The 23,875-nt window shown below is 41.2% G+C and carries 24 protein-coding genes, 1 pseudogene and 1 riboswitch; of the genes and pseudogenes, 10 read left to right on the plus strand and 15 right to left on the minus strand.

All coding sequences use genetic code 11. The annotated features are described in order from the left end of the window. Positions 1-187: 187 nt before the first annotated feature. The 6 genes from IM319_RS08105 to IM319_RS08130 all read right to left on the minus strand — a co-directional run bounded on the left by IM319_RS08105 (position 188) and on the right by IM319_RS08130 (position 5,368). Positions 188-946, minus strand: a complete 759-nt coding sequence (locus IM319_RS08105) for an ABC transporter ATP-binding protein (protein ID WP_287735238.1) — start codon at positions 944-946, stop codon at positions 188-190. Positions 947-1,016: 70 nt separating this feature from the next. After that, on the minus strand, positions 1,017-1,832 hold the full coding sequence (locus IM319_RS08110) for an ABC transporter permease (protein ID WP_287735239.1): 816 nt from the start codon (positions 1,830-1,832) through the stop codon (positions 1,017-1,019). Positions 1,833-1,974: 142 nt separating this feature from the next. After that, entirely contained in the window at positions 1,975-3,015 is a 1,041-nt protein-coding gene (locus IM319_RS08115) for an ABC transporter substrate-binding protein (protein WP_287735240.1), read from the minus strand. Between the two features lie 63 nt (positions 3,016-3,078). After that, complete coding sequence (gene hypB, locus IM319_RS08120) at positions 3,079-3,768, minus strand: hydrogenase nickel incorporation protein HypB (protein ID WP_287735241.1); 690 nt, start codon at positions 3,766-3,768, stop codon at positions 3,079-3,081. A gap of 58 nt (positions 3,769-3,826) precedes the next feature. Further along, positions 3,827-4,183 carry a hydrogenase maturation nickel metallochaperone HypA gene (gene hypA, locus IM319_RS08125; RefSeq protein ID WP_287735242.1) on the minus strand — a complete coding sequence of 119 codons (357 nt, stop codon included), beginning with the start codon at positions 4,181-4,183 and terminating at the stop codon, positions 3,827-3,829. Positions 4,184-4,189: 6 nt separating this feature from the next. Then, a complete protein-coding gene (locus IM319_RS08130) occupies positions 4,190-5,368 on the minus strand; it encodes an agmatinase family protein (RefSeq protein ID WP_287735243.1) in 1,179 nt (392 codons plus the stop codon). A 68-nt stretch (positions 5,369-5,436) separates the two neighbouring features. Further along, positions 5,437-5,571, minus strand: a riboswitch (guanidine-I (ykkC/yxkD leader). 201 nt (positions 5,572-5,772) lie between these two features. On the opposite strand from IM319_RS08130, the gene IM319_RS08135 reads away from it, so the two are divergent. The 5 genes from IM319_RS08135 (at position 5,773) to IM319_RS08155 (ending at position 11,643) form a co-directional block, all read left to right on the plus strand. Beyond that, complete coding sequence (locus IM319_RS08135; RefSeq protein WP_287735244.1) at positions 5,773-7,194, plus strand: hypothetical protein; 1,422 nt, start codon at positions 5,773-5,775, stop codon at positions 7,192-7,194. Beyond that, complete coding sequence (locus IM319_RS08140; protein WP_287735254.1) at positions 7,163-9,883, plus strand: tetratricopeptide repeat protein; 2,721 nt, start codon at positions 7,163-7,165, stop codon at positions 9,881-9,883. The genes IM319_RS08135 and IM319_RS08140 overlap by 32 nt, the downstream gene beginning before the upstream one ends. Before the next feature lie 829 nt (positions 9,884-10,712). Next, positions 10,713-10,952, plus strand: a complete 240-nt coding sequence (locus IM319_RS08145) for a hypothetical protein (protein ID WP_286825244.1) — start codon at positions 10,713-10,715, stop codon at positions 10,950-10,952. A 35-nt stretch (positions 10,953-10,987) separates the two neighbouring features. Then, on the plus strand, positions 10,988-11,413 hold the full coding sequence (locus tag IM319_RS08150) for a type II toxin-antitoxin system VapC family toxin (protein WP_002756072.1): 426 nt from the start codon (positions 10,988-10,990) through the stop codon (positions 11,411-11,413). Between the two features lie 2 nt (positions 11,414-11,415). Next, a complete protein-coding gene (locus IM319_RS08155; protein ID WP_287078630.1) occupies positions 11,416-11,643 on the plus strand; it encodes a tetratricopeptide repeat protein in 228 nt (75 codons plus the stop codon). 118 nt (positions 11,644-11,761) lie between these two features. Here the strand turns inward: IM319_RS08155 and IM319_RS08160 are convergent, their stop codons facing one another. From IM319_RS08160 to IM319_RS08185, 6 genes are all read right to left on the minus strand, one after another. Then, positions 11,762-12,727, minus strand: coding sequence for a permease (locus IM319_RS08160; RefSeq protein ID WP_287735246.1), 966 nt, complete (start codon positions 12,725-12,727; stop codon positions 11,762-11,764). A gap of 106 nt (positions 12,728-12,833) precedes the next feature. After that, complete coding sequence (locus tag IM319_RS08165; RefSeq protein ID WP_287735247.1) at positions 12,834-14,171, minus strand: anthranilate synthase component I; 1,338 nt, start codon at positions 14,169-14,171, stop codon at positions 12,834-12,836. 129 nt (positions 14,172-14,300) lie between these two features. Beyond that, complete coding sequence (locus IM319_RS08170; RefSeq protein WP_002734118.1) at positions 14,301-14,678, minus strand: hypothetical protein; 378 nt, start codon at positions 14,676-14,678, stop codon at positions 14,301-14,303. Positions 14,679-14,714: 36 nt separating this feature from the next. Further along, positions 14,715-16,433 carry an ABC1 kinase family protein gene (locus IM319_RS08175; RefSeq protein ID WP_287735248.1) on the minus strand — a complete coding sequence of 573 codons (1,719 nt, stop codon included), beginning with the start codon at positions 16,431-16,433 and terminating at the stop codon, positions 14,715-14,717. Positions 16,434-16,604: 171 nt separating this feature from the next. Then, the gene (locus tag IM319_RS08180; protein WP_286825698.1) at positions 16,605-17,330 is read right to left on the minus strand and encodes a Uma2 family endonuclease; all 726 of its coding nucleotides are present in this window, start codon (positions 17,328-17,330) and stop codon (positions 16,605-16,607) included. Positions 17,331-17,513: 183 nt separating this feature from the next. After that, complete coding sequence (locus IM319_RS08185) at positions 17,514-17,753, minus strand: hypothetical protein (RefSeq protein ID WP_287684162.1); 240 nt, start codon at positions 17,751-17,753, stop codon at positions 17,514-17,516. A gap of 8 nt (positions 17,754-17,761) precedes the next feature. Between IM319_RS08185 and IM319_RS08190 the strand changes: the two genes are divergently transcribed. Then, positions 17,762-18,028 (plus strand): glutaredoxin family protein, encoded by a 267-nt coding sequence (locus tag IM319_RS08190; protein WP_002750529.1) that lies wholly within the window; start codon positions 17,762-17,764, stop codon positions 18,026-18,028. Between the two features lie 3 nt (positions 18,029-18,031). On the opposite strand, the gene IM319_RS08195 is transcribed toward IM319_RS08190, so the two are convergent. Then, on the minus strand, positions 18,032-19,213 hold the full coding sequence (locus IM319_RS08195) for a serine hydrolase (RefSeq protein ID WP_287735250.1): 1,182 nt from the start codon (positions 19,211-19,213) through the stop codon (positions 18,032-18,034). A 27-nt stretch (positions 19,214-19,240) separates the two neighbouring features. Then, a complete protein-coding gene (locus IM319_RS08200) occupies positions 19,241-20,041 on the minus strand; it encodes an RNA methyltransferase (protein ID WP_287078621.1) in 801 nt (266 codons plus the stop codon). Between the two features lie 36 nt (positions 20,042-20,077). Between IM319_RS08200 and IM319_RS08205 the strand changes: the two genes are divergently transcribed. The 4 genes from IM319_RS08205 to IM319_RS08220 all read left to right on the plus strand — a co-directional run bounded on the left by IM319_RS08205 (position 20,078) and on the right by IM319_RS08220 (position 23,673). Further along, a complete protein-coding gene (locus IM319_RS08205; protein WP_158198517.1) occupies positions 20,078-20,233 on the plus strand; it encodes a DUF2256 domain-containing protein in 156 nt (51 codons plus the stop codon). A gap of 169 nt (positions 20,234-20,402) precedes the next feature. Continuing rightward, positions 20,403-21,551, plus strand: a complete 1,149-nt coding sequence (locus IM319_RS08210) for a glycosyltransferase family 4 protein (RefSeq protein WP_287735251.1) — start codon at positions 20,403-20,405, stop codon at positions 21,549-21,551. 9 nt (positions 21,552-21,560) lie between these two features. Continuing rightward, positions 21,561-22,895 (plus strand): TrkH family potassium uptake protein, encoded by a 1,335-nt coding sequence (locus IM319_RS08215; RefSeq protein ID WP_287735253.1) that lies wholly within the window; start codon positions 21,561-21,563, stop codon positions 22,893-22,895. An 88-nt stretch (positions 22,896-22,983) separates the two neighbouring features. Further along, the gene (locus tag IM319_RS08220; protein ID WP_061432893.1) at positions 22,984-23,673 is read left to right on the plus strand and encodes a potassium channel family protein; all 690 of its coding nucleotides are present in this window, start codon (positions 22,984-22,986) and stop codon (positions 23,671-23,673) included. Between the two features lie 11 nt (positions 23,674-23,684). Here the strand turns inward: IM319_RS08220 and IM319_RS08225 are convergent. Continuing rightward, positions 23,685-23,875: pseudogene (locus IM319_RS08225) on the minus strand (RNA-guided endonuclease TnpB family protein); the annotation flags it as partial.

Genomic DNA, 23,875 nt, shown 5'->3' on the forward strand with positions numbered 1-23,875 from the left:
ACTTCCCCAAAAAAAGCTGTACTTTAGATCACACTTGCCCAGGATTATCACAAAATCTTAATGGTTGAACAACTGTTCCATCATTTATCTAGGGGTTTGCGGCAGCAGCGATCGCTGTTTGAGGATGATTTTTGCTGCTCTAACTCGTTTTGAACCAGAGACTACTCTTGATGATCCCTAGTTTTTTCTAGGATTTCTCACCCCGTAGTAGGCCGTAAATTTGATCCGTATAGTCATAAAACTGAGATTGTCGTTTAATTTTATAATTACGATCTACGGGTAAATTAATTGTTAATTCCCGTTGTATAGTCCCTGGCCTAGCACTCAAAACATAAATACGTTGAGCTAAAAAAACCGCTTCATCCACATCATGGGTAATCATTAAAATACTACACCTAATTTTTTGCCAAATTTCAATTAAATATTCGTGCATTCTTTCTTTGGTTTGTACATCTAAAGCGGCAAAAGGTTCGTCCATTAATAAGACTTTGGGATGACAGGCAAGAGAGCGGGCGATCGCCACCCGTTGTTTCATCCCACCCGATAGTTCTCTAGGATAAGCATTAGCGAATTGAGTTAAACCGACAATATCCAGATAATAACAGGCTACTTCCCAGCATTCTTTTGTCGATAATCCCTGTAGTTTTAAGCCAAATTCAACATTTTTTTGGATCGTCATCCAGGGATAGAGTGTATAATTTTGAAAAACCATACCGCGATCGGCTCCTGGCCCTGTCACTTCAACACCATCAACGGTAATTTTGCCAGAAGTGGGCTGCTCTAAACCCGCAATCATTCGCAACAAAGTTGATTTACCTGAACCAGAGGCCCCGACCGCACAGACAAATTCAGCACTGTCAACGTGTAAATTAATATCTTTCAGAGCGACCACAGCACCTCGTTTAGTGATGAAAATTTTATTGAGTTGAGTAATTTCTAAGTGCATTAAGGTTCTTCTCTTATCATTAAAATAACTTTACTGGTGACATAATAAACTCTGTGCTTGAGTTTTTAAGTTAACGAGTAATTGACCATTTACAAGTCCACTGCAAAAACAAACGAAAACTTAAATCTAGAGCAAAGCCAATAATTCCTAGGACAATTAAACAGGCAAAAATTTCATCAGTTCTCAGAAATTTTTGAGCCAATAAAATGCGTTTGCCTAACCCATTATCGGCCGCCACCAATTCCGCCACCACTACCAAATTCCAAGCGGCCGCCATATTAACGCGAAAAGTATCAATAATATTAGGAATAATATAGGGAGTAATCACTTTAAATAAAACCTGTTTTCGAGTTCCTCCAAGAGTATAAGTTACTTCGATCAATTCCCGGGGAATAAACTTGACCGCATCCATAATCATCAGAGTATTAAAGAAAATTGTCCCGATAAAAATGAGCATGATCTTTGACGTTTCTCCAATACCCAAATAAATAACCAATAGGGGAATAAAAGCAGGAGCGGGCATATAACGTACAACGCCAATAATCGGTTCCATTAAACTGCGAATACTCGGAAAAGTTCCCATTAAAATCCCCAGGGGAATAGCAAACAATCCTCCCAAAAAAAAGCCCCCAACTACTCGTAAAAAACTGGTAATAGTATCTTGAATTAAAAAGCCCTGTTCTGCTAATTTTCCTAGTGCTTGAATAACGGCTAAAGGAGAAGGCAAAAATACGGATTCAATGCCCGCAAAACTAGAGATTAGTAACCATAAAATAAGCGGGACAATAATAGAGGAAATCATTAAAGTCCACTTTAGGGATTCGGGAATATTCTCGGTAATCTGCCAAAAAGTGCTTTGAGGAAGCGTTTTAGGTGTTGTGGTCATGGGATTTTTAAAAGAAAAGAATAATTTTGATAGCCAATATCACCCAGTTATCAAAAAATTCTTGAGGTCAACTTGTCTCCCTAATCCCTCTTATAGATAGAGAATTGGAACCTTTAATTTCTCGATCTACAAGAGGGGATAATTAGGCTTTTTTGTCTTGATTTGCCAACACCTTGACAAATTGGGGATCTAAAATGGTTGTTAGATCGGGGACTTTTTTAATAAAGCCAACTTCCCTCATAAAATCAGCCATTTTTTGAGCGGCAAAGGGCATATTTTTCATAGTTTTACCAGGACTAAACGCTTCTAGGTTTTCTTCTAAGGTGAAAAACTTCGTTCCCTCTTTATATAGGGCTAATTCTTCTGGGCTAATGCCCGCACGCTTGGCCATAATCTCATCGGCTTTTTGGGGATTTTTAGCCATAAAGTCTCGAACCTCAAACCAGGTTTTGACAAGAGCCTGAACCTGTTCTGGTTTTTCTTTTATTAATTTGGCACTGACAACTAATAAATCAGGAATAGCACCTGGAAAAGCTTTAGAACTAATTAATTCTTTAGAACCTTTTCTTTTAAGGGCCGTTGACCAAAAAGGTGGAAAAGCGGCCACTGCATCGACTTTTCCCGATGCAAAAGCGGCAGCAGCAGCCCCTGTTTCCATGGGGACAATTTGCACATCTTTACGGCTCATTCCCTCTTTTTCTAGGGCTAAACTGAGGAGAAAGTCACCAACAACGCCTTCTTCAACAGCAACTTTTTTGCCTTTTAAATCTTGAATCGTTTTAATCTCTTCTGTGACAATAACTTTGTCATTTCCTGACGAGTTATCATTGACTAAAACAGCAACTTGACCATTCACTGCATCTCCTGCAAAAGTGATGGTATCGTTGAGAGTTTGACTATTTCCATCTAATTGTCCGGCGGCCAAAGCTTGCAAGGATTCAAGATAACCATCAAACCATTTCATTTGAACATTAGCCCCATTTTTAGCAAATAATCCCTCTTCTTCAGCGATCGCCCATGGCCACCAACCGGCCCAGTTACTATAACCGATGACAATGGGGACAGTGTTACTCAGAGAAGTACTTGCATTGGGGGTTTGCTGAGGAGCTTGATTACAACTAACGGTCAGGAGTAAGCTACTAAAAAAAACGAGAGGTAAGGAGAAAAAATTGCGCCGTTTCATAGGTAATAGCCTTTAGAGGTGACAGCTAGTAAAACAGAAATAAATCTCAAAAACTGTTACTGATTAACAATTCAAGAACCTCGGAGTATTGACTTGGCTTTTTACCCAATTTAACCATTCTTCTAAACCTTCTCCTGTTTGAGCAGAAAGAGCGATAATCTTTACATCGGGATTCATGGAGCGAACATTTGCTTCTAAACGGTTTAAATCAATCTCTAAATAAGGAGCCAGATCTAATTTAGTAATAATCAGACAATCCGCTTCTTGAAACATAATTGGATATTTGAGCGGTTTATCTTCTCCTTCAGTCAGACTTAATAGAGCAACTTTGGCGTGTTCCCCTACCTCAAATTCGGCAGGACAAACTAAATTTCCCACATTTTCCACCAACAATAAATCAAACTCTTTGGGGTTATAATCTTCTTTGAAACGATGGATTCCCCCGGCTACCATTTTGGAATCTAAGTGACAGGAGCGACCTGTATTAATGGCAATCACGGGAACTCCATATTGTCTCAGGCGATCGGCATCTAGTTCTGTAGTCATATCGCCTTCAATAACAGCCATTTTTAAGTGATCTTTTAAGGCTGCGAGGGTTTTTTCCAATAACACAGTTTTACCCGCACCAGGACTACTCATCAAGTTTAAACAGGTAATGCCCCACTCGTCAAAATGTTCCCGGTTGTGATCGGCTCCTGTTTGATTGGCATGAAGTAGATTAATTTCTAGGGCCGCGTCAAAAGTTTGGTGCATTTTAATTGAGAATGAATAATTGATCATCGAACTTGTATAAGCGATCGCCCAACTTTGTTTAAAAAACTAAAGAATATTCAATATGGTCAATTTTTAACTCTCGACCTGAACGAATATCCTCCATCGGTGATCGACAAGTTGGGCAAGAATATTGCTGGCCAATTTGGGGTTGATAATCCTTTTGGCAGCAATGACAATAAGCAATTAGGGGAATATTTTTAATTGCTAATTCCACACCAGCAAGAAAAGTATTGGCAGTTTGAACTTCAAAGGCAAATTGTAAACTGACCGGTTCGACACAGGTAAATTCACCAACCATGAGATGAATTTTTTCAATTTTGAGCTTTTCAGGTTGGCTATTATACCAATCTCGAACTGTCATAATTAACGCCTTGGTCATATCAGTTTCGTGCATAGGAAATTACTGCCAGGGTTCGTCAACGGCCAGATTGGCCTCAGGATGAATATAATAAGGCTTTTCTTTACGGGGTAATTGACCTGAAATAACCAGATGGGCCATGGCATCACAAATAACACGGGTAGCCATCAAAGAGGTCATATCACTAATATCGTAGGGAGGGGAAACTTCCACCACTTCCATACCACAAATGGGAGCTTTTTGGATAATTTTACCTAATAAAGCTAAGGCTTCACGGGGTAATAAACCGCCCGGTTCTGGCCAACCTGTACCGGGGACAAAACCGGCATCAATGCAATCAATATCAAAACTAATCCAAACGCAATCCGTACCATCTAAAGCTCGTTCTAAGGCAAATTCGGCGGCAGCATCAAGGCCTCGTTCTACAATGTCGGTGACGGTCAAAATATTAGTGGCGCGCTCGCGGCAAACTTTAACACCTTGACGGGGAACTTGCCAACCACCAATCCCTAATTGGACGAGATTCTTAGCAGGAGCATTTTTCATATTGGTGGCATGAAACCAGGGGCAAGTGTGCATCCGTTCATCTAAATCCGTTTCCTGGGTATCCACATGGCGATCAAAGTGAATAATACCGACTTTTTTATCCCCTAAATGCCGACAAATACCCCGCACTGTCGGAAAACCAATGGAATGATCACCCCCTAAAATAATCGGCAAGGCACCGGAACTAAAGACATGGGCAACCCCCTTAGAGATTTGATCAAAGGACTTTTCATTATTAGCAGGAATGGTGAAAATATCCCCCAAATCACAGAGCGTAATTTGTTCGCGCAAATCTACCCCTAATTCAAAATTGTAGGGCGTATAAAGAGCCGAAATCCGCCGAATTCCCTGGGGTCCAAAACGAGTTCCGGGTCGGTAAGTTGTCCCCGAATCATGGGGAACACCCACGATTGCCACGTCATAATTGCCCACATTCCGCACATCTTCCAAATAGGGAGCCTTCATAAAAGTATTAATTCCCGCATAGTGGGGTAACTCACCCCTGGAAAAGGTGGGAATACTGCGATCGCGGATACTATCGGCCGCCTCTAAACCGTAGGTTAACCCCTGAGAAACTTCCTGTTGCCAACCGGTTAGGGGCAAATGGCGTTCTTTTTCTAGGGCCTGTTGAGCTTCGGTTAAATCAGGGGGTTGAAAAGTAGATTCCTCGGACATCATTTCACCTCAAAATACAATAACCCGGGAGTCTTCAAAGACACTGCCTCAAAACAGTTATCCTCAAAGTCTCCTGGGCTTTTATCCCGCCGTGTAGCCAGCTTAGATGGAAAAATTTTTTGATCCGCTCATTTAAGACTAGCTTGCTCCTCTCGGACCTGACATTTAAAGACGCTTAAATCGGAACCCTAGAAGCAATTTCTTTGACCCTATACGATCTCAATCAAAAAAACAGTATCACAGACTACAAAAAAGAGATTTTTCCCGCTTAAATAGGGTCTGCTGAATAAGTCTCTTGCTGGGGTTAGGAGTCGGTCGGGGAATTCAGAATAACAGAATGACCTGATATTCAGCCAACCCTATATAATAAAAAGTATCTCCAGAGAATGATTTTTCCTGTCTCTATGCAACACCCCTCTCTGACTCGCTTTGAACCTGCGACTACTCTTGATGAAATCTATTCAACTACATCTCCTGAACCCCTATTAACTCAGAAGGAAATAGATGCTTTTTATCGAGAAGAAATGAATCGGGTGAGAGGGGAAGATAAAATTGAGCGTCTAAAATTAGGGTTAAAACGGGTCATAGATACGCAACAATATTACAAAGCCTGTTTAATGGGACACACGGGGGTAGGCAAATCGACAGAATTAACTCGTTTAATTAATGATCATGAGATTAAACAGCATTTTGAACCCCTGCGATTTAGTGTTTTAAGTGAACTCGATGCGATTAATTTCAGTCCCCTTGATGTATTTCTCTTTATGGTGGTGGAAATTGTTGAGAAAACCGCTCAAATTTCTCGGCAGCCTAGTAGTCAAAATTTACAAAAGCTTTGGGATTGGTTTAGTTCTGAAGAATTTACCCGCAAGGAAACCAGAGAAAGTCAAATCAAAATGGAAGCAGGAGCGGGAGCAAAAGAAGATTCTCTCTGGAATAAAATTCTCGGACTTTTTGCCTCTCTCAAGGGAGAATTCCGGTTTGCTTCCTCGCGAGAGAAAAAAGTTGTTGAATACCGTCTTTCCCGTTCCAGAGATTTAATTAATATTGCTAATCAACTCCTGAAAGAATGTAATCAGAACTTACAGGAAACTATGCAGAGAAGCTGGCTAATTATTGGAGAGGACTTCGATAAAGCTGGTGTTTCACAGGAAGCGGTCAGGGATTTATTTTTAAACTATTCTAATATTTTCAAAGATTTAGACATTCACATTATTTTTAATATTCCGATTGGATTATATAATTCATCTCCCGGGATTAACCTCACTTTTGACCATAATCTCCTGATTCCCGATACTCCAGTTTTTTGCCAAAAAGATCATACTCCCAACCAAAAAGGACGGGAAGCAGTTAGAAAAGTTTTAGAAGCAAGAGTTAAATCTAATTTATTTGAAGATGGACAAATAGAGCGGGTTATTATTGCCTCCGGTGGCAATATCAGAGATTTATTTTATCTGGTTAGAGAAGCTTCTGATGAGGCAATTGTCAATAAACAAAATCTGATCATGTCTAGTCATATTAGCAGAGCAATTCGCAGTTTAAGAACAGATTATGAAAGACGTTTAGGCCAAAATCCTTATGATACCGATCATGTTAGTTATGGGGATAAGGTTTTATTGTTAAAACGAATTTATGATGCTGATAAAGAGGCACAAATTCCCAATGAGATATTATACGCTTTATTAAATGATCGAGCGATTCAAGAAGTAGATGGAGACGGGGAAAGATGCTTTATGGTACATCCCCTTGTGGTTGATATTTTAAATGCTCAAGGTCATATTCCTACTGCTCCCGATGGAGGTGTCCCCGGTGGTACATCAAGTTAATCAAACTAATCAATCGGAGTTAGAACCGGGTACTATTGCCCATACAGCAGCTCGTTTGCTATTATGGGGACGAAGACCATCTAGAGGTTTAGCTAGGGTGGAATTTTATGATGAGTTTTCCCGTCAGCAAGTAGTTAGAGAATTAGAAAATAAACTGCAAGAACAAGGCATTATTTTTCATAAAATTGTCTTACCAAGATGGGAAAAACCCTCTTTTGTCTTGAACTTCTTGTTAACACAATTGGCAGAATTGGAGTCGGGAGTAGTATCAATTACTGGTTTTGAAACCGCTTTTAGTTCTGATGTTTCCCTAGTAGATGCCTTGCAATTAATTAATTTCAATCGAGAAAATTTAGCTCGCTTCAATCTCCGACAAATTTGGTGGATGACCCATGATTTTACTAACAAAGTTATTCGGTTTATGCCAGATTTAAATTCTTGGTTTTTCCTGCGGTTATCTTTAACAGAAAATTCAACCCAAGCTACCAACTATAATCAGCTATTTACCGATAAAAATACCGTTAATGATCCCTATAATTTACCAAAAACAGCAGTTAACTTTGTTGGTAGAGAACAGGAATTATCCCGGATTAATCAAGCTTTTCAGCAATCTTCCCCAGTGGTTTTAAGTGGGATGGGAGGTTCGGGAAAAACTGAATTAGCTTTACAGTATGCTTGGCAACATAAAGGGGATTATCCTGCGGGTATTTGTTGGATAAATGTCCTTAACAGTGACCCCGGTTTGGCTATTTTATTTTTTGCCAGAGAATACCTGGGTTTAAACATCCCCAATCAGGGAACCTTAAGTGAACGAGTGCGTTACTGTTGGCAAAATTGGCCCGAGGGAAATGCTTTAATTATTTTTGATGATGTGCGTGACTACGACCAAATTAAATCTTATCTACCACCGGTAAAAGAATCTCGTTTTCGGGTTTTAATTACCACTCGCAAGGAATATTTATCAGCGACAATTGCGACTTTTCGGGTAGAAGTCTTAAAAGAAGAAGATGCTCTTGATTTATTGCGTTCCTACCTTGAAAATAACAGAATTGACACACAAATCGAAGAAGCTAAATTATTATGTCAGGATTTGGGTTATTTACCCTTAGGGTTAGAATTGGTGGCAAGGTTGCTAAAACGGCGACAGGATTGGAAAATTAGCAAAATACGGCAGAAATTAGCAGAAAAAGGCTTAGATGATCCAAGTTTAGACAGAAATCCCAAGTTTCATGCAGAAATGACTGGGGAAAGAGGGTTGAAAGCTGCCTTTAATCTCAGTTGGGAGAAGTTGAATAGCGAACCAGATGCCCAAATTTTGGCACTTTACCTCAGTTTATTCGCTCTTGCGCCCTTTCCCAAGGGGATGATTCTGGATTTATTTCCAGATGAGGATGGGGATACAGTGGAGGAATGGTTGACCGATAGTTTAGTCCATCTGAGTTTAGTTCAGGATATGGGTGATGTTTGGTATGAAATTCATCCCCTGTTGCGTCGCTATTTTCGGGATAAGTTAGAAGCATCACCCCACGCAGAACCAGCAAAAAGTCGTTATTGTACGGTGATGACAGATACATCGAGAACAGTCCCCCAAACTCCTAGTCTAGATATTATTCAAAATCTGACTCCCTTAATTCCCCATATTGAACAAGCTGTCAGGGAATATCCAGAATATATCGCTGACGAGGATTTATTGTGGTCCTATACCGGTTTAGCTCGTTATTATAATGGACAAGGATTGTATGCTATTGCTGAACCTTACTGTCAAGCTTGTTTAACCGCAACTCGAACCCGTTTAGGAGACAATCATCCCGATGTGGCAACTTCCCTCAACAATTTAGCACTATTGTACTATTCCCAAGGCAGATACCCAGAAGCAGAACCTCTCTATCTAGAAGCATTAGATTTGAGAAAACAACTCTTAGGAGACAATCATCCCGGTGTCGCAACTTCCCTCAACAATTTAGCAGGATTGTACTATTCCCAAGGCAGATACCCAGAAGCAGAACCTCTCCTTCTAGAAGCATTAGATTTGAGAAAACAACTCTTAGGAGACAATCATCCCGATGTGGCAACTTCCCTCAACAATTTAGCACTATTGTACTATTCCCAAGGCAGATACCCAGAAGCAGAACCTCTCCTTCTAGAAGCATTAGATTTGTCTAAACGACTCTTAGGAGACAATCATCCCGATGTGGCAACTTCCCTCAACAATTTAGCACTATTGTACTGTTCCCAAGGCAGATACCCAGAAGCAGAACCTCTCTATCTAGAAGCATTAGATTTGTCTAAACGACTCTTAGGAGACAATCATCCCGATGTGGCAGCTTCCCTCAACAATTTAGCATACTTGTACCAATCCCAAGGCAGATACCCAGAAGCAGAACCTCTCCTTCTAGAAGCATTAGATTTGTCTAAACGACTCTTAGGAGACAATCATCCCGATGTGGCAGCTTCCCTCAACAATTTAGCATACTTGTACCAATCCCAAGGCAGATACCCAGAAGCAGAACCTCTCTATCTAGAAGCGATTAAGATTGCTACCCAAGTATTAGGGGAAAATCATCCCCATACCCAAACCTTTTATCAGAATTATCTGAGGATGTTATCGCAATTACCCGAAGCAGAATTAAGACAACGGTTTCCTGAGGAGGTGGTGGAGATGTTGAAACCAAAACCCCCTCATCCTTGAAAACAGCTATTAGGAAGATTGATACAAGGGTTTCTGATATTGTTAATTTTACCCTTTTATAGCCTCTGGTTAGGCTTGCGGTGGTTGCTGAGGAGACTGGGTTTCTAAGGAAACTTCAATGGGGAGTATTTGATGCTTGAAAAGAGGGTCTGCATACGCACGGATTTTCCATTATGAATATAATATCATGTCAAGTCGCCTTTGTCAAGAGAAATTTTGACAAAATCCAGAAAAACGTAGTGGACTGTTTCAGCTAATTTGGTGTATTAGAAAAATGCTATAAATTCTATAATCTAAGACTTTAAGCCGAAATCTATTGCCCTATTTTAGCTGAAACAATCCAGTAGGGTGCGTTAGACAGCAAAAATTTCCGCTTTAACTTCAAGCTAACAATCCGTCCTAACGCACCACCTATCATCGACTGTGGTTGGTGTGATTGAATGATGGACTATGATTAGGTATCTAGTTAAGACCATTGGAAAATAGGGTTCGTAGGCGCAGGGATTTTCCATTATGAATATGGTATCATGTCAAGTCGCCTTTGTCAAGAGAAATTTTGACAACATCCAGATTTAGTAAAACGTAGTTAGACAGCAAAAATTTCCGCTTTGACTTGAAGCTAACAATCCGTCCTAACGCACCACCTATCATCGACTATAATTGAATTAATCACTGATGACTGATAACTGATTAAGTAGGTGGGTGGAATTAAATATAAGATGAACGTAGGTTGGGTTGAAGTATGAAACCCAACGCCCGCATGGGTTACGAAGTGCGCTAACCCATCCTACAAATAATTGTGCCTCCCTACTTAGCAAGGAATAAAACCATGAATACTAAAGAGAGACTATTACAAGAGATTGAACAAGCACCGGATTCTTTAATAGAAGAAACTTTAAACTTCCTACTTTCAGCACAAGCTAGTTATGCTAAATCTGAAAGTAATGTAGGGGATGCAATATTAAAGCTTCTGGAAGATATACCATTAGACAATGACGACTTAGAAAAGTTGCCTACAGATCTTGCTAATCAACATGATCATTATCTTTATGGAGTTCCCAAATCTTAAGCAAAGCCGAAACTCAAGTTTCTAGCATTATAGCAATGAAAACAATCTTTGCAGACACATTTTATTGGGTTGCTCTCATTAACAATCGTGATGATTGGCATGAGAAAGCTATAGAAATGACAAGGAAACTCCAGCAGGTAACAATAGTGACAACCGATGAAGTCTTTATTGAAGTTTTCAACAATCTATCTGCTTATGGAATGTCAGTTAGACGAAAAACCTTACAAGTTATTAGAGGGTTACAAAATAATCCCCAAATCTTAGTTATACCCCAAACTCATCAGACGTTCCAATCAGGATTAGATTTATATCAAAATCGTCCAGATAAAGATTACAGCTTAACAGATTGTATATCCATGCAAACAATGCGCCAAATGAATATAAATGAAATTCTTACCCACGATAAGCATTTTACACAAGAAGGATTTTTCATTTTATTTCAAAATATAGAGTTACATTAGATTTGAGAAAACGACTCTTAGGAGACAATCATCCCGATGTGGCAAGTTCCCTCAACAATTTAGTACACTTGTACGATTCTCAAGGCGGCTGCTCAGAAGCGGAACCTCTCTATCGAGAAGCGATTAATATTTTCAGGGAAAGATTATGGGAAAATCATCCCCATACCCAAATATATATGGAGAATTATAAAACTATGTTGTCACAACTCCGGCAAGCCGAATCAAGATGAGTTAGAGTTTAAATGCTTAGGAAAATAGGGTCTGTAGGCGCACGGATTTTCCATTATATATATAGTATCATGTCAAGTCGCTTTTGTCAAGAGAAAATTTTTCTGACCCGGAAGGAATTCAACCTAGATAAAAACTGAGGATCAGAGCCACTAAAAAAGTCATTAACAGGCATAAAATTCCGAAATAAAGGACGATTTTAGGACGGAAAGCTGATAGGAGGAGGATAAAAGCTTTAATATCAATGAGGGAAGCGACCAGTAAAAAAGCGAGAGTGGAACCCACAGAGAGATTAGTAATTAAAGAACCGGGGACAAAAGTGCTAAGACTGGCATTAACAGCGAGGGTGAAACCAAAAAACAACTGCACGAGAATTTGAGTAACGGGAGTATTCCCCCAGGCAATTAATTGACTCTGAGGTAATAATAGCTGAAAGACACTAGCGATCGCACAGCCAATAATTAATAATCCCCCTAATTCCAGTGCTTCATCGATAAAGTTATCGAGAAATAGCTGCAGAGAAATTGGCCAAGCTTGCCTATCTCTAGTTTTATACTCATAAACAAGATTGCCGACTCTTTGTAGGGGTTGACCGGCTGCTTCCTCAGGTAAAAAACTACCGGAAAGAACTAAACTTGATTCTAGGGGAATTTCGCTATCGGTGCGGGGTTTTTCCCGGTAGAAACTAAAGAGAGTACCGATAAAAATTGCCATTAACCAGACCGAAAGCGATCGATAGAAGAAAATACTAGAATAGGTGAAAGTCTGCCAAGTTAGCCAAAGAGTGACGATATTTAGGGTAGGTGCAGCGGTGAGAAAGCTAAACACCACCCCTGGGGGTACTCCCTCTAATAAGAATCTTCTAGCGACGGGAATCGTGCCGTATTGTCCGACCGGTAGGATTAATCCGATGGCACTGCCAACGATCGCTCCTAACAGTCGATTACGGGGAAATATCGCCGCTAATCGCTGTTTATTGACGAAAACCAGCAAAAAACTGGAAACGGCTGCCCCGAAAAGTAAAAAGGGAAGGGAGGTCAAGACTAAACTAAGAAAAAAAGTAACTGCGATAGAAATTTGATTCATGAATAGGGTTCAAGATCGGAAGCTATCCTACAAAATAGCAGATAAGGTAAAAAGTAAAAAGAGCGGTTTTAGATGCAACAATAGGTTAGTTTGTTGAAATCAAAAATTAAAAAGAACGTAAAGCGATTAATTGTGCCTCAGCTTTATGAAGGGATTCTAACCATTCTTTTTCGGGATCGCTATCGGCAACTATTCCCGCTCCCACTTGTCCCCAAACGGTGTTTAAATTCCCTTGAGCAGTCATTAATAGGGTACGGATGAGAATATTCAAATCTAAATGACCCCGTAGGTCAATATAGCCACAGGAACCATAGAATAAATTACGTCGCACCGGCTCCAATTCTTCGATAATTTCTAGACAACGAACTTTCGGACAACCGGTAATTGTTCCCCCCGGGAAAAGAGCTTTAATTAAATCAATAGCATGATACTTTTTATCTAATTTTCCTTGAACATTACTGACCAAGTGCATAACGTGACTATAACGCTCGATCGTCAGTAATTCATCAACATCAACCGATCCCCATTCACAAACCCTACCTAGATCATTGCGTTCTAGATCCACTAGCATAATATGCTCGGCGCGCTCTTTTTTATTAGTTAATAGTTCCTCGGCCAATTGTCGATCGAGTGCCTCAGTTTTACCCCGGGGACGGGTTCCAGCGATTGGTCTAGCGCTGGCTATTCCTCTTGCTAATTTCACCAATCTTTCGGGAGAACAACTAATCATTTCGCCCCAAGGGGTGCGCCAATAACTGGCAAAAGGAGAAGGGTTAATCTGTTGTAAACTGCGATAAATTTGCCATCCTTTTGCCTTAGTTGTGCTTTGAAATCTTAGGGATAAATTTGCTTGAAAAATATCGCCTTTTCTGATATAATCTAAGGCTTTTTTAACAGCTTTTTCGTAGTCGAGTTGAGAAGTATAAAAGATTAAGGGAGAGGGATGGGGATCGATCAACTCAAAATCGGGGTGATTGGTTAAAGATTGTTCGTATTTATCTAAATCTTCGGGTTTAGTGGCAGCTAACCAGAGAATTTGTGCTTGGTGATCGAGAATAGCAAAACTGTCCGGTTCGTACCAATAAGCGACGGGAAAAGGGAGATTATCAGCTTTCGTGCTGGGTAATTTTTCTATTTCCCAAGCTAAATCGTAGCCTAACCACCCCAACCAACCGCCATGGAAGGGAAGATGATCGGGAAGAACATCGGATCGGGTTTGGGGGAGTAAACTGCTTAAAAAGGGCAAAATTTCCCCTAGTGCGGGGGTCCAAAACTGACGCGGGGAACCAGCACAAAGAGAGTAACGGGAGAGGGAATTACCCGGATAGGGACTTTCTAGTAAAGTAGCGATCGCATCTTGGGAGAATAAACAGGCAAAAACCTCAGAACCAGTGCGCTGATGTAGAGGAAGAGATCGCCAATGCCATGCTAAAGGTTTTTGCATCTAAAATCGCGGGACAAAATAGCTGGTAAATTGGGTATAAATAAGGGTTTGGTGTTAGTTGTGGGGTAGTTGATCTTTCCTATCTGCTAACACCTATTCTCTTAGTCCTAAATGTTGGCTGTCTCCTAATTATCCCCGATAATCGAGGTCAATTTCTTTAGAACCGCCGCGCTGTAATTGGCCTAATAATTCCCCTAACTGACTCCAAACCAAACCACCGATAAAGATAGTCATGGGGAGAGAGATAGCGTAGGCAACCCAACCATTGAGAATAAATATATCTAATCCCGAGGCGAGGAAAAGACAGATTCCTACACAAATACCGATAAAAGGAATTTGTAAGGAACTGGATTTTAAAAGATTTTGATCGTCTGAACCCTTATTTTTATACCAATTGTTAACCACTTGCTTGAGACTAGCTTCAAAAGCGGCCCCGCAGGTAATACCGATAAATAAACCGGCAAAAACTAGAAAATAGGGCGGTTGGGGCAGAAAATAATAATCCATAGAAAAAGTGATTAACCGATGATGACCTTAAACACTTTAACGCGAACTGGTTTCTCCCGGAAGGACAGCGGCCACACCTTGGGCAGATAATTCCCGAAAAGCGCTCATGGCCACATCCAAGAGTCGCCGCGGTTGCAATTCTCCTTGGATTAAACCCCAGAGACGTTGTACTTCGGCGGTATGGAGACGGTCATCTTCCGTTAAAGCTAATAGCAATTGACGACGCAGATAACGACCTTCTTCCGAGAGAAGAAAAGTGATGCCTAATTGCGCGGTGGGCAGTAAATCGAAGTTACTTTCCGAGCGAGCCATTGTAATCATGTTTTCTAGGCGTTGCCACTGGAATTTACCGTCTTTGAACAGGACATCCAGTAAACGCCGGCGCAGTTGCGGCGATTCCCCGGTCAGGAGACGTTTAGCGACGTAGGGATAGGCCACTTGGACGATTTTGAAGTTAGGATCGAGGGTGAGGGCTGCCCCTTCTTGGGTGACGAGGGAACGAATAATCAGGGCGAATTTGGCGGGAATCCGGAAGGGATACTCGTACATCAATTCGGAGAAATCATCGGTAATGGTGCGGAAATTGAAGTCACCGACCCTTTGACCGATGGCATTGCCTAAAACCCGTTCTAGAGCCGGAATAATTGGTTTTATATCCGTTTCTGGGGTTAAAAATCCCAGCTTGACAAAGTTGCTGGCCAGGTTTTCGTAGTCTTTGTTAATTAAATCGACGACGCAACTGGCGAGGGTTTCTTTAGTTTCCTCCTCTAACTGGTCCATCATGCCAAAATCGATATAGGCCATGCGACCATCAAAGGTGGCGAAAAGATTACCCGGGTGCGGGTCAGCATGGAAAAAGCCGTGTTCGAGGAGTTGCTGTAATCCAGAGGTGACGCCGATTTTAACGATATTATTGGGGTCTAATCCTAAAGCTTTGATGTTCTCGGTATCGGTGAGTTTATAGCCATCAATCCATTCCAGGGTAAGGACGCGGCGACCACTATAACGCCAGTAGATACTGGGAACTTTAACTTCGGGGTTATTTTGGAAGTTGGTGGCGAATTTTTCAGCGTTGCGACCTTCGTTTTGATAGTCGATTTCCTCAAACAGTTTGGTGCCGAATTCATCCACAATCAGGGTGAGGTCGTGGCCGAGATTGAGGGGTAATAAACGACCGAATTTTTGGGCAGCCCAGCGCATTAGGTATAAATCGAGGCTTAAAAGCGCCCGCAGCCCGGGTCTTTGCACTTTAACGGCTACTTCTTCGCCGGTGGGGAGTATCGCTTTGTAAACCTGTCCTAAACTAGCGGCAGCCACCGGGGTGGGGGATATTTCTCGATAGGCTTTTTCTACGGACATTCCCAATTCTGTCTCGATAATGGCAAAAGCAATGTCGTTATCGAAGGGGGGAAGTTGGTCTTGCAGTTTAACTAATTCGTCTAAAAAGTCTCTGCGAACGAGGTCGGGACGGGTAGAGAGAGCTTGACCGACTTTGATGAAGGTGGGACCTAAACGGGTGAGAATTTGCCTAAGTTCGCTGGCACGCCGGTATTTATTGGCTTCTTCTTGCTTTGTCCATTTGTCCCAGAGGAGACTGAGGAGAAATAATCCTAAAGACCAAATAATCACGAAAGCGCGACCGAACAATTGCCAAGGTTTGTAACGGTATTGTTGAGCGATCGCTTCTGCACTGTAAGGAGTGAACTGTGTTTCTTCTCGTTTCCGGTCAGTTTGACTGTCTTGATGCCGACTCACAAGCTAATCTCTATATATCTTACGCCACTTGATATTGTAGCTAAGTTCTTGGCATCGGTATACAAAACTACACATTATTTAATAATTGTTATAATTCCCTGAGAAATCATAAGTATTTATTGCTGGACTGCCGGGGTGAGTTGGGCTGCCCTAACACACCCAACCGGATATTTAAGCAATTTCATCGGGATTAATGCCCAATTCTCGCAGCTTTTGGGCTAATTTTTCCGCCCGTCGTTGTTCTCTTTCTTTGGCTAATCTTTCCTGTTCTTTGGCTAATCTTTCCTGTTCTTTGGCTAATCTTTCCTGTCGGGCCGACTCTTGAGGGGTGGGAACCAATTCGCCCGATTCGGTGAAATAGCGCAATTTATTGGCAAAAATTCCTAAATATAATCCTAGTTGCTTACTCCATAAATAACCGTTTTCATTGGGGGTAATCGGTTGGTATTGTCCCTCGATTAAAGTGAATCCTTGCCATTCTAAAGTATTGGGATCAAACCAAAAATATTCAGGAGTCCGGAAAGTATGCTGATATAGTTCCTTTTTAGCTTTTCTGTCCACATTAGCGGTGGAATCGGAGAGAATTTCGATGATTACATTGGGATATTTACCCCCTTCTCCCCAGACAACCCAACTTTTTCTAGGACGTTTTTCCGTATCTAAAACCAAGAAAAAATCTGGTCCACAAAAATCTCGCTGTTTCAGTTGCCTTTCGTTATAATATATGGTCAAATTGCCCGAGGCATAGTAATCGTTTCTATCTTGCCAGAGCCAATCAAGACAAGATAATAATAAAATAATTTGTTGTAAATGCAGATCACTTTCCACGGGTGGTTCATCACTCCATAAATCGGTGGGAGGACAGACAATATCGGTAGCAATATCTAGGGTTGTCATCGTTTATAAACCCATTGAGTCAATTTGGGGTGATTCTAGCAACAAGCCACAATCAATACAATTATATTATAAGTCCGATCGTTTTGCTTGTATATAGGGTGTGCTGAAAAAGTTTGTTGGTGGGGTTAGGAGTCGGTTGGAGAAGTCAGAATACCATGACCTCAATCCCCTTCGTTGAAGGACTTATAAAAACCAGAAGAAAGCAATTAAAATAACAGTGAGAGTGGCGGCAAAAATGAGAGCGTATTCAATTTTTTTACTGAAAATACCAATAACAATGACTAGGCTAATTGCCAGAAGAAACACACCGATATAGACTAGATCTTGAGTACCTGAATTAACTAAATTATTATTTAAAGTCGGTGTGGGTGTGGGAGTTTGTAGAATTGTTGATGAGAGACTAATCGTGGAGGTAATGAACATAAATATTTATGACTACCATAGAACTAATTTTATACAGTAAACCGGACTGTCATCTTTGCGAAGGGTTGCTAGAGAAACTAGAAAAAATCCGTCAACCGGAGTGGCAGTTAGAAATTAGGGACATTACCAGTCGAGAGGATTGGTTTAACGCTTATCAGTACGAAATCCCCGTCCTCTGTCAAAAACTAGCCACGGGGGAAAAAATCCTTCCTCGTCTTTCCCCCCGGGCAAATGCCGAACAATTGGCCCGTCTTTTAGCCAATAATTTAACCTAGGGGCTAATTACCCGGACCAGGAATAACGACCGGACTAGGAGAGGGAGAAGACTGGGCGACCGGTTGCGGTTTGGCTGCGGGTTGAGTTTGATACCATTTAAAGTGTTGGTAGGCCGTGCGCGATATTTGTTGAATCAGAGTCCTAGCGTTACTATCATTGTGGGGACGTTTCACCATCACTGCTCCTAGATAGCGTTTTCCGTTGGGCATATCAATAATCCCCGCATCCGCTAACATCGAGCCAATATCACCGGTTTTATGGGCAATATCGGCGGATTTCTCGATACCTTGCGGTAGGAGGGTGCGAGTGCGCGTTTCCTGCATAATATTCAATAGACGATCGCGGGAACGTAAACTGAGTAATTCCCCTTGATTAACTTTTCCTAAGATTGTCACCAAATCTCTCGGACTTGTGGTATTGGTTCCTTCCAAGTCGGGTAAAGCGTTATTAATTACCGTACTGGTCAAACCCCAAGCTTGAAAACGCCGATTAAGAGCCTCTTTGCCGCCCATCCGCTTAATTAACATATTAGTAGCGGTATTATCGCTAATTACGTTCATTTTAGTGGCGGTTTCTAGGGCAGTATAGGTTTTATTCACTCCTAGATACTGCATATCCCCGGACCCACTGGCCATGACATCCTTAGTGGCCACAAAGGTTTCATCGAGACGAATTTTCCCCGCATCCACATCCTCAAAAAAGGCGACCAGAATCGGGATTTTAATCGTACTAGCGGCGGCAAAAATAGTATCTCCGCGAAAATTAGCGTAAGCACCGTTATCGAGGTCAATAAATAAAGCTCCCACCTGTAATTTCGGATATTTGACCGCTAAAGCCTGTAATTTCTGGTTGAGGCTGCTGAGATTTTCGTTTAAAACTAACGTGGTCAGTTTTGGGGTGACGGGTTTGGGAGTCGGGGAATTAGTAGCGGTGGGTTTTGGATGTAGAGGTAATTTGCTCGGATCCACCACGGTTAAAACCGTACCAGCGATCGCACCTAAACCGACACCAAGGATAGAGAAGCGAAGAACCTGAAGGAGAAAAGAGGAGATTAGGTTAGTTTTACGCTGTTTTTTTGCTTTTTTAACCGGTAAAGACTTTTTTTTGTTGTTTGAGTCCATGGACCTAGGGGAATTAAGGCCAGATTGGACTTTAGTAGGACGACGAGTTACTTGACGAGTCACGGTTTTCCTCAAGGGTATCCAGATTTATTATCGATCGCTAGGAGAATTTTTTTTCTTGCCCTTGAGACTATCAAGACCGAGAAAAAGTTGCCCGATACTTTCAATATGGCCGATAATACCCCGCAGCAGGGCTAATTCCTCCACCGTGGGACGGGCCCGATGATAAAATTGCCGGAATTTCTCCATCCTAGCGGCGGCGGTGTGGGGGTAAAGATAGCCAATTTTGAGCAAAAAGCTCTCCAAGTGCTGATAATAGCCTTCTAGAGCTTCAAAAGTGGCATTAGGGGGCGTTTCTAACGGGGGTTCGAGCCTATTTTCCGTGGCCATTTGGTACAGTTCGTAGGAGCAAACCGCCACCGCTTGGGCGAGATTGAGGGAGGAATATTGAGGATTAGCGGGAATACCGACAAAACGCTGGGCGTGGTTCAGTTCGCTGTTACTTAAACCCCGGTCTTCTGGCCCGAAAATTAAGGCCGATTCCAGGTTAGGGGTGAGTAACCAGGGTAAGGCAGTCTGGGGTGTTTCGAGGGGAGTATTCAGGTGACGGGGTTTCGAGGTGGTGGCAATGATGCGATGACAACCCTGCAAAGCTTCCGCAAGGGTGGCTACCTGTGAACAGTTTTCTAGGACTTCAATCCCGTGTACTGCCATGCGTCGCGCTTCTTCTGCAAGGATATCACAGGCAGGATTGACGATAATTAAGCGACTTAAGCCCATATTCCGCATAATTCTGGCGGTGGAACCCACATTTAAGGCTCCGGCCGGTTCAACCAAAATAATTCTCAGGCGATCGAGCGGGGAACTCTGATTATTTTCATCTACACTCATAGATAAGGCGCAGTTTTTGACTTTTTAATTTTAATCATGGCACGTCAGCCCTCGAAGTCCGATCTTCCCAGTAAAATTTGTCCCGTTTGCGGTTTATCGTTTACTTGGCGCAAAAAGTGGCAAAATTGTTGGCATGAGGTCAAATACTGTTCAGAACGCTGTCGTCGTCGCAAGTCCTCGACTAATGAGTAAAAAGCCGAGAATTTTAACTATGAGATAGGCACTCTTGCAAAAGGCAATTTTTAGCTGAGGACTTAGATGGGTGATTAATTTTGCTTAGGTACTCTATTAGCTTTTAATTTTACAGCTAATTTAGTAAGCTAATATTTGGCTAAATTAACTTTTTCTTAAGAGAATCTCAATGCACATTGCCTGGTTAGGAAAAAAATCTCCTTTTTGCGGTAACGTTACCTATGGGCGAGAAGTGACTAATTCTCTGCTCGATCGAGATTATCAAGTCAGTTTTCTGCATTTTTCTTCCGAAAAACCCACCGTAGGCGATTGGCCTGACTTTTACGACGAAATCACCCTGCCACGTCTCTATAGTTCCCAAGTCTATACTATTCCCACCCTAAAATCGAGTCGGGTTCTACAGGATAAACTCAGGGAACTGAAACCCGATCTAGTTCATGCGTCCTTACCCCTGTCTCCCCTCGATTTTCTGCTACCAGAAATTTGTGAGTCTTTAGATTTGCCTCTGGTGGCGACTTTTCACCCGGCTTTTGATAGTAAAATTCGCAATCTGATTTCTAGTACCCAATTATTAACATACCAACTACACGCTCCTTTTTTAGCTAATTACGATAAAGTAATTATTTTTTCCACCTCTCAACGGGATTTTTTAGTTAAATTGGGGGTTCCCGAAGAAAAATTAGCAATTATTCCCAATGGGGTTGATGTTAATAAGTATTGTCCAGGACCATCGAATATTAAAGCTCAATATAATGCCGATTGTTTATTTGTTTATCTCGGTCGGATCATGCCGGAGAAAAATGTAGAATCTTTATTGAAAGCTTGGAAAAAAACCAGTTTAGGTGATAGATGCAAACTGCTCATTGTTGGTGATGGTCCGTTAACTCCTTCCCTTAAACCTTTTTATGGAGAAGAAGATGGTATTATCTGGTTAGGTTTTATCGGCGATGAAAATAAACGAATTGAAATTTTGCGCGGGGTTGACGGCTTTATTTTACCCTCATTAGTGGAAGGTTTATCGATTTCCCTCTTGGAAGCGATGGCCTGTGGTGTTGCTTGTATGGCTACGGATGTGGGGGCCGATGGGGAAGTGTTAAAAGGTGCGGGAATAGTTCTAGATACTAAAGGACTAATTACCCAATTAAAAACTCTCTTGCCCGTATTACGAGAGCATCCTGAATTAACAACAATTTTAGGACAAAAAGCCCGTCAAAGAGTTTTAGAATCTTACAGTCTCAGCAAAAATATCGATCACTTACAGTTAGTTTATCAAGAAGTGTTAGCCAAAAAACAATCTTCTCTTAGCTACTTTCACTAAGGAATTTATATGACGATTGCCCGGACAATTTGCTTGGGATTTATTGCGGTAATTTTAGCGGGAACTTCCCTGTTGATGTTGCCTGTTTCTACCACTAGCGGCACTTGGAATGACCCAATTGTTGCCATCTTCACCTCCACTTCTGCTGTCTGTGTAACCGGTTTAGCAGTAGTAGATACGGGTACTTATTTTTCTTTTTGGGGTCAATTATTTATTGCTTTATTAGTGCAAGTGGGTGGACTGGGATATATGACCACTACCACTTTTTTAATGTTATTAATTGGGCGAAAATTTGACCTGAGACAGAAGTTAGCAATTCAAGAATCCTTTGATAGACCTTTCCTACAAGGTAGTCAAAGTTTAATGAAATCAGTGATTGCTACTACTCTAGTTTTTGAGTTAACAGCAACTTTGGTTATGTTAACTGTCTTCGCCCAAAAGTATGATTTTAGATATGCGGTGTGGTTATCTTTATTCCATAGTATTAGTGCTTGGAATAATGCTGGTTTTGGCTTGTTTAAAGATAACTTGATGTCCTATCAGTCCTCAATTATTATTAACTTAGCTATCACAGGATTGATCATTTTTGGAGGTATCGGTTATCAAGTAATTATCGAGTTTTATACTTGGTCTATTCACCGCTTTCGATATAAAAGAAAAGGCTTTGTTTTTTCTCTTAACTATAAAGTTGCTATCAGTACAACTATATTTTTATTAGTGATGGGAACATTGGCTTTTTTATTTACTGAACAGGGAAATGGTGACACTTTGGCTAATTTATCAATTAAAGATAAATTGCTGGCTGCTTGGTTCCAATCGGTAACATCGAGAACAGCAGGATTTAATACCATTGATATCGGGAAAATTTCCGTAGAAGGTTTATCAATTACCATCGCTCTCATGTTTATAGGAGCCAGTCCTAGCGGTACAGGGGGAGGTATTAAAACCACAACTTTTAGGATTTTATATAACTGTACTCGCTCGGTTTTAAGAGGCCATGAAGAAGTGACTCTCTATCAAAGACGCATTCCTATGCCGTTAATTTTAAAGTCAATGGCGGTGGTTTTTGGTTCGGTTATAGCGATTATTATCTCCACCCTAGCTATCTCATTTGTGGAGACAGATTTTAAAATGATTCAACTGTTTTTTGAGGTAGTTTCTGCCTTTGGAACTGTCGGCTTATCTATGGGTATAACCGCCGCTTTATCGCCGATTTCTAAGTTAATTATTGTTTTTATGATGTATCTGGGACGGGTAGGAGTTATACTTTTAATAGCGGCTATTATCGGCGATCCGAAACCAACAGTGATTAATTACCCCGAAGAAAACCTTTTAGTGGGATAATTAATATCAGTTATCAGTTATCAGTTTCTCCTGTCTCCTTACTCATTGACACTAGCATTTTAAATGCGTAACAGTTTAACTTAAAATTATGCAATCAATTAAATTTTTTAGTAGTATGCGTCCCCAAAATCGTCAATTTGCCGTCATCGGATTAGGCAGATTTGGGCGCGCCGTCTGTGAAACCTTACGCAAACAAGGTTATCAAGTGGTAGCGACAGATATTGACGAAGGATTAGTAGCACAAGCGTTATCTGATCGAATAGTAGATAATGCGATCGAGCTTGATTCTACCAAACCTAACGCCCTGCGAGAAGCGGGAATTTTTGAAACTGATACGGTGATTGTCGCTATTGGTAAATACGTTGAAGAAAGTATCATTACTACTCTCAATTGTAAGGAAGCAGGGGTTAATTTTGTCGCCGCTAAAGCCTCCACAGAAATCCATGGAAAATTACTAAAAAAAGTTGGTGCAGATTTAGTAGTTTTTCCCGAATACGATGCCGGTTGTGAGTTAGCGCACCGTTTAACTAGACCGTCAATTTTAGAACGATTTGATCTCGATCCCGAACATAGTATTGTCGAGTTAAAAGTCCCGGAAGCTTTTCACGGTAAAACCCTAGCAGAGTTAGAAATTCGTAATCGTTATGGGTTAAATATTGTCGCTGTCGGTAATGCGGAAAAATTCAAGATTAACCCCAATCCCCAAGAAAGATTACACAAGGATTTAGCAATGGTGGTGATTGGTTCTAACCGAGATATTCAGCGTTTACCGATTTGACACTCCCCGCTCTAAAGAGACGGGGATTCTTGGTTCACAGAGATTACTTGCGAAAGACAGAATTGCTTCTGAAAAAGTAGAGGTATTCTCTCCCCAAGCGTTTATTGGATCTAGCATCGAAGGTTCCGGTATGCCCTACCGTACTTAGTCCCCTTTTAAGGATGTTGATTGCGGCGTTTTCATCCCTATCCAAAACACATCC

This window comes from Microcystis sp. M113S1 (genome assembly GCF_020246945.1).
Taxonomy (GTDB): domain Bacteria; phylum Cyanobacteriota; class Cyanobacteriia; order Cyanobacteriales; family Microcystaceae; genus Microcystis.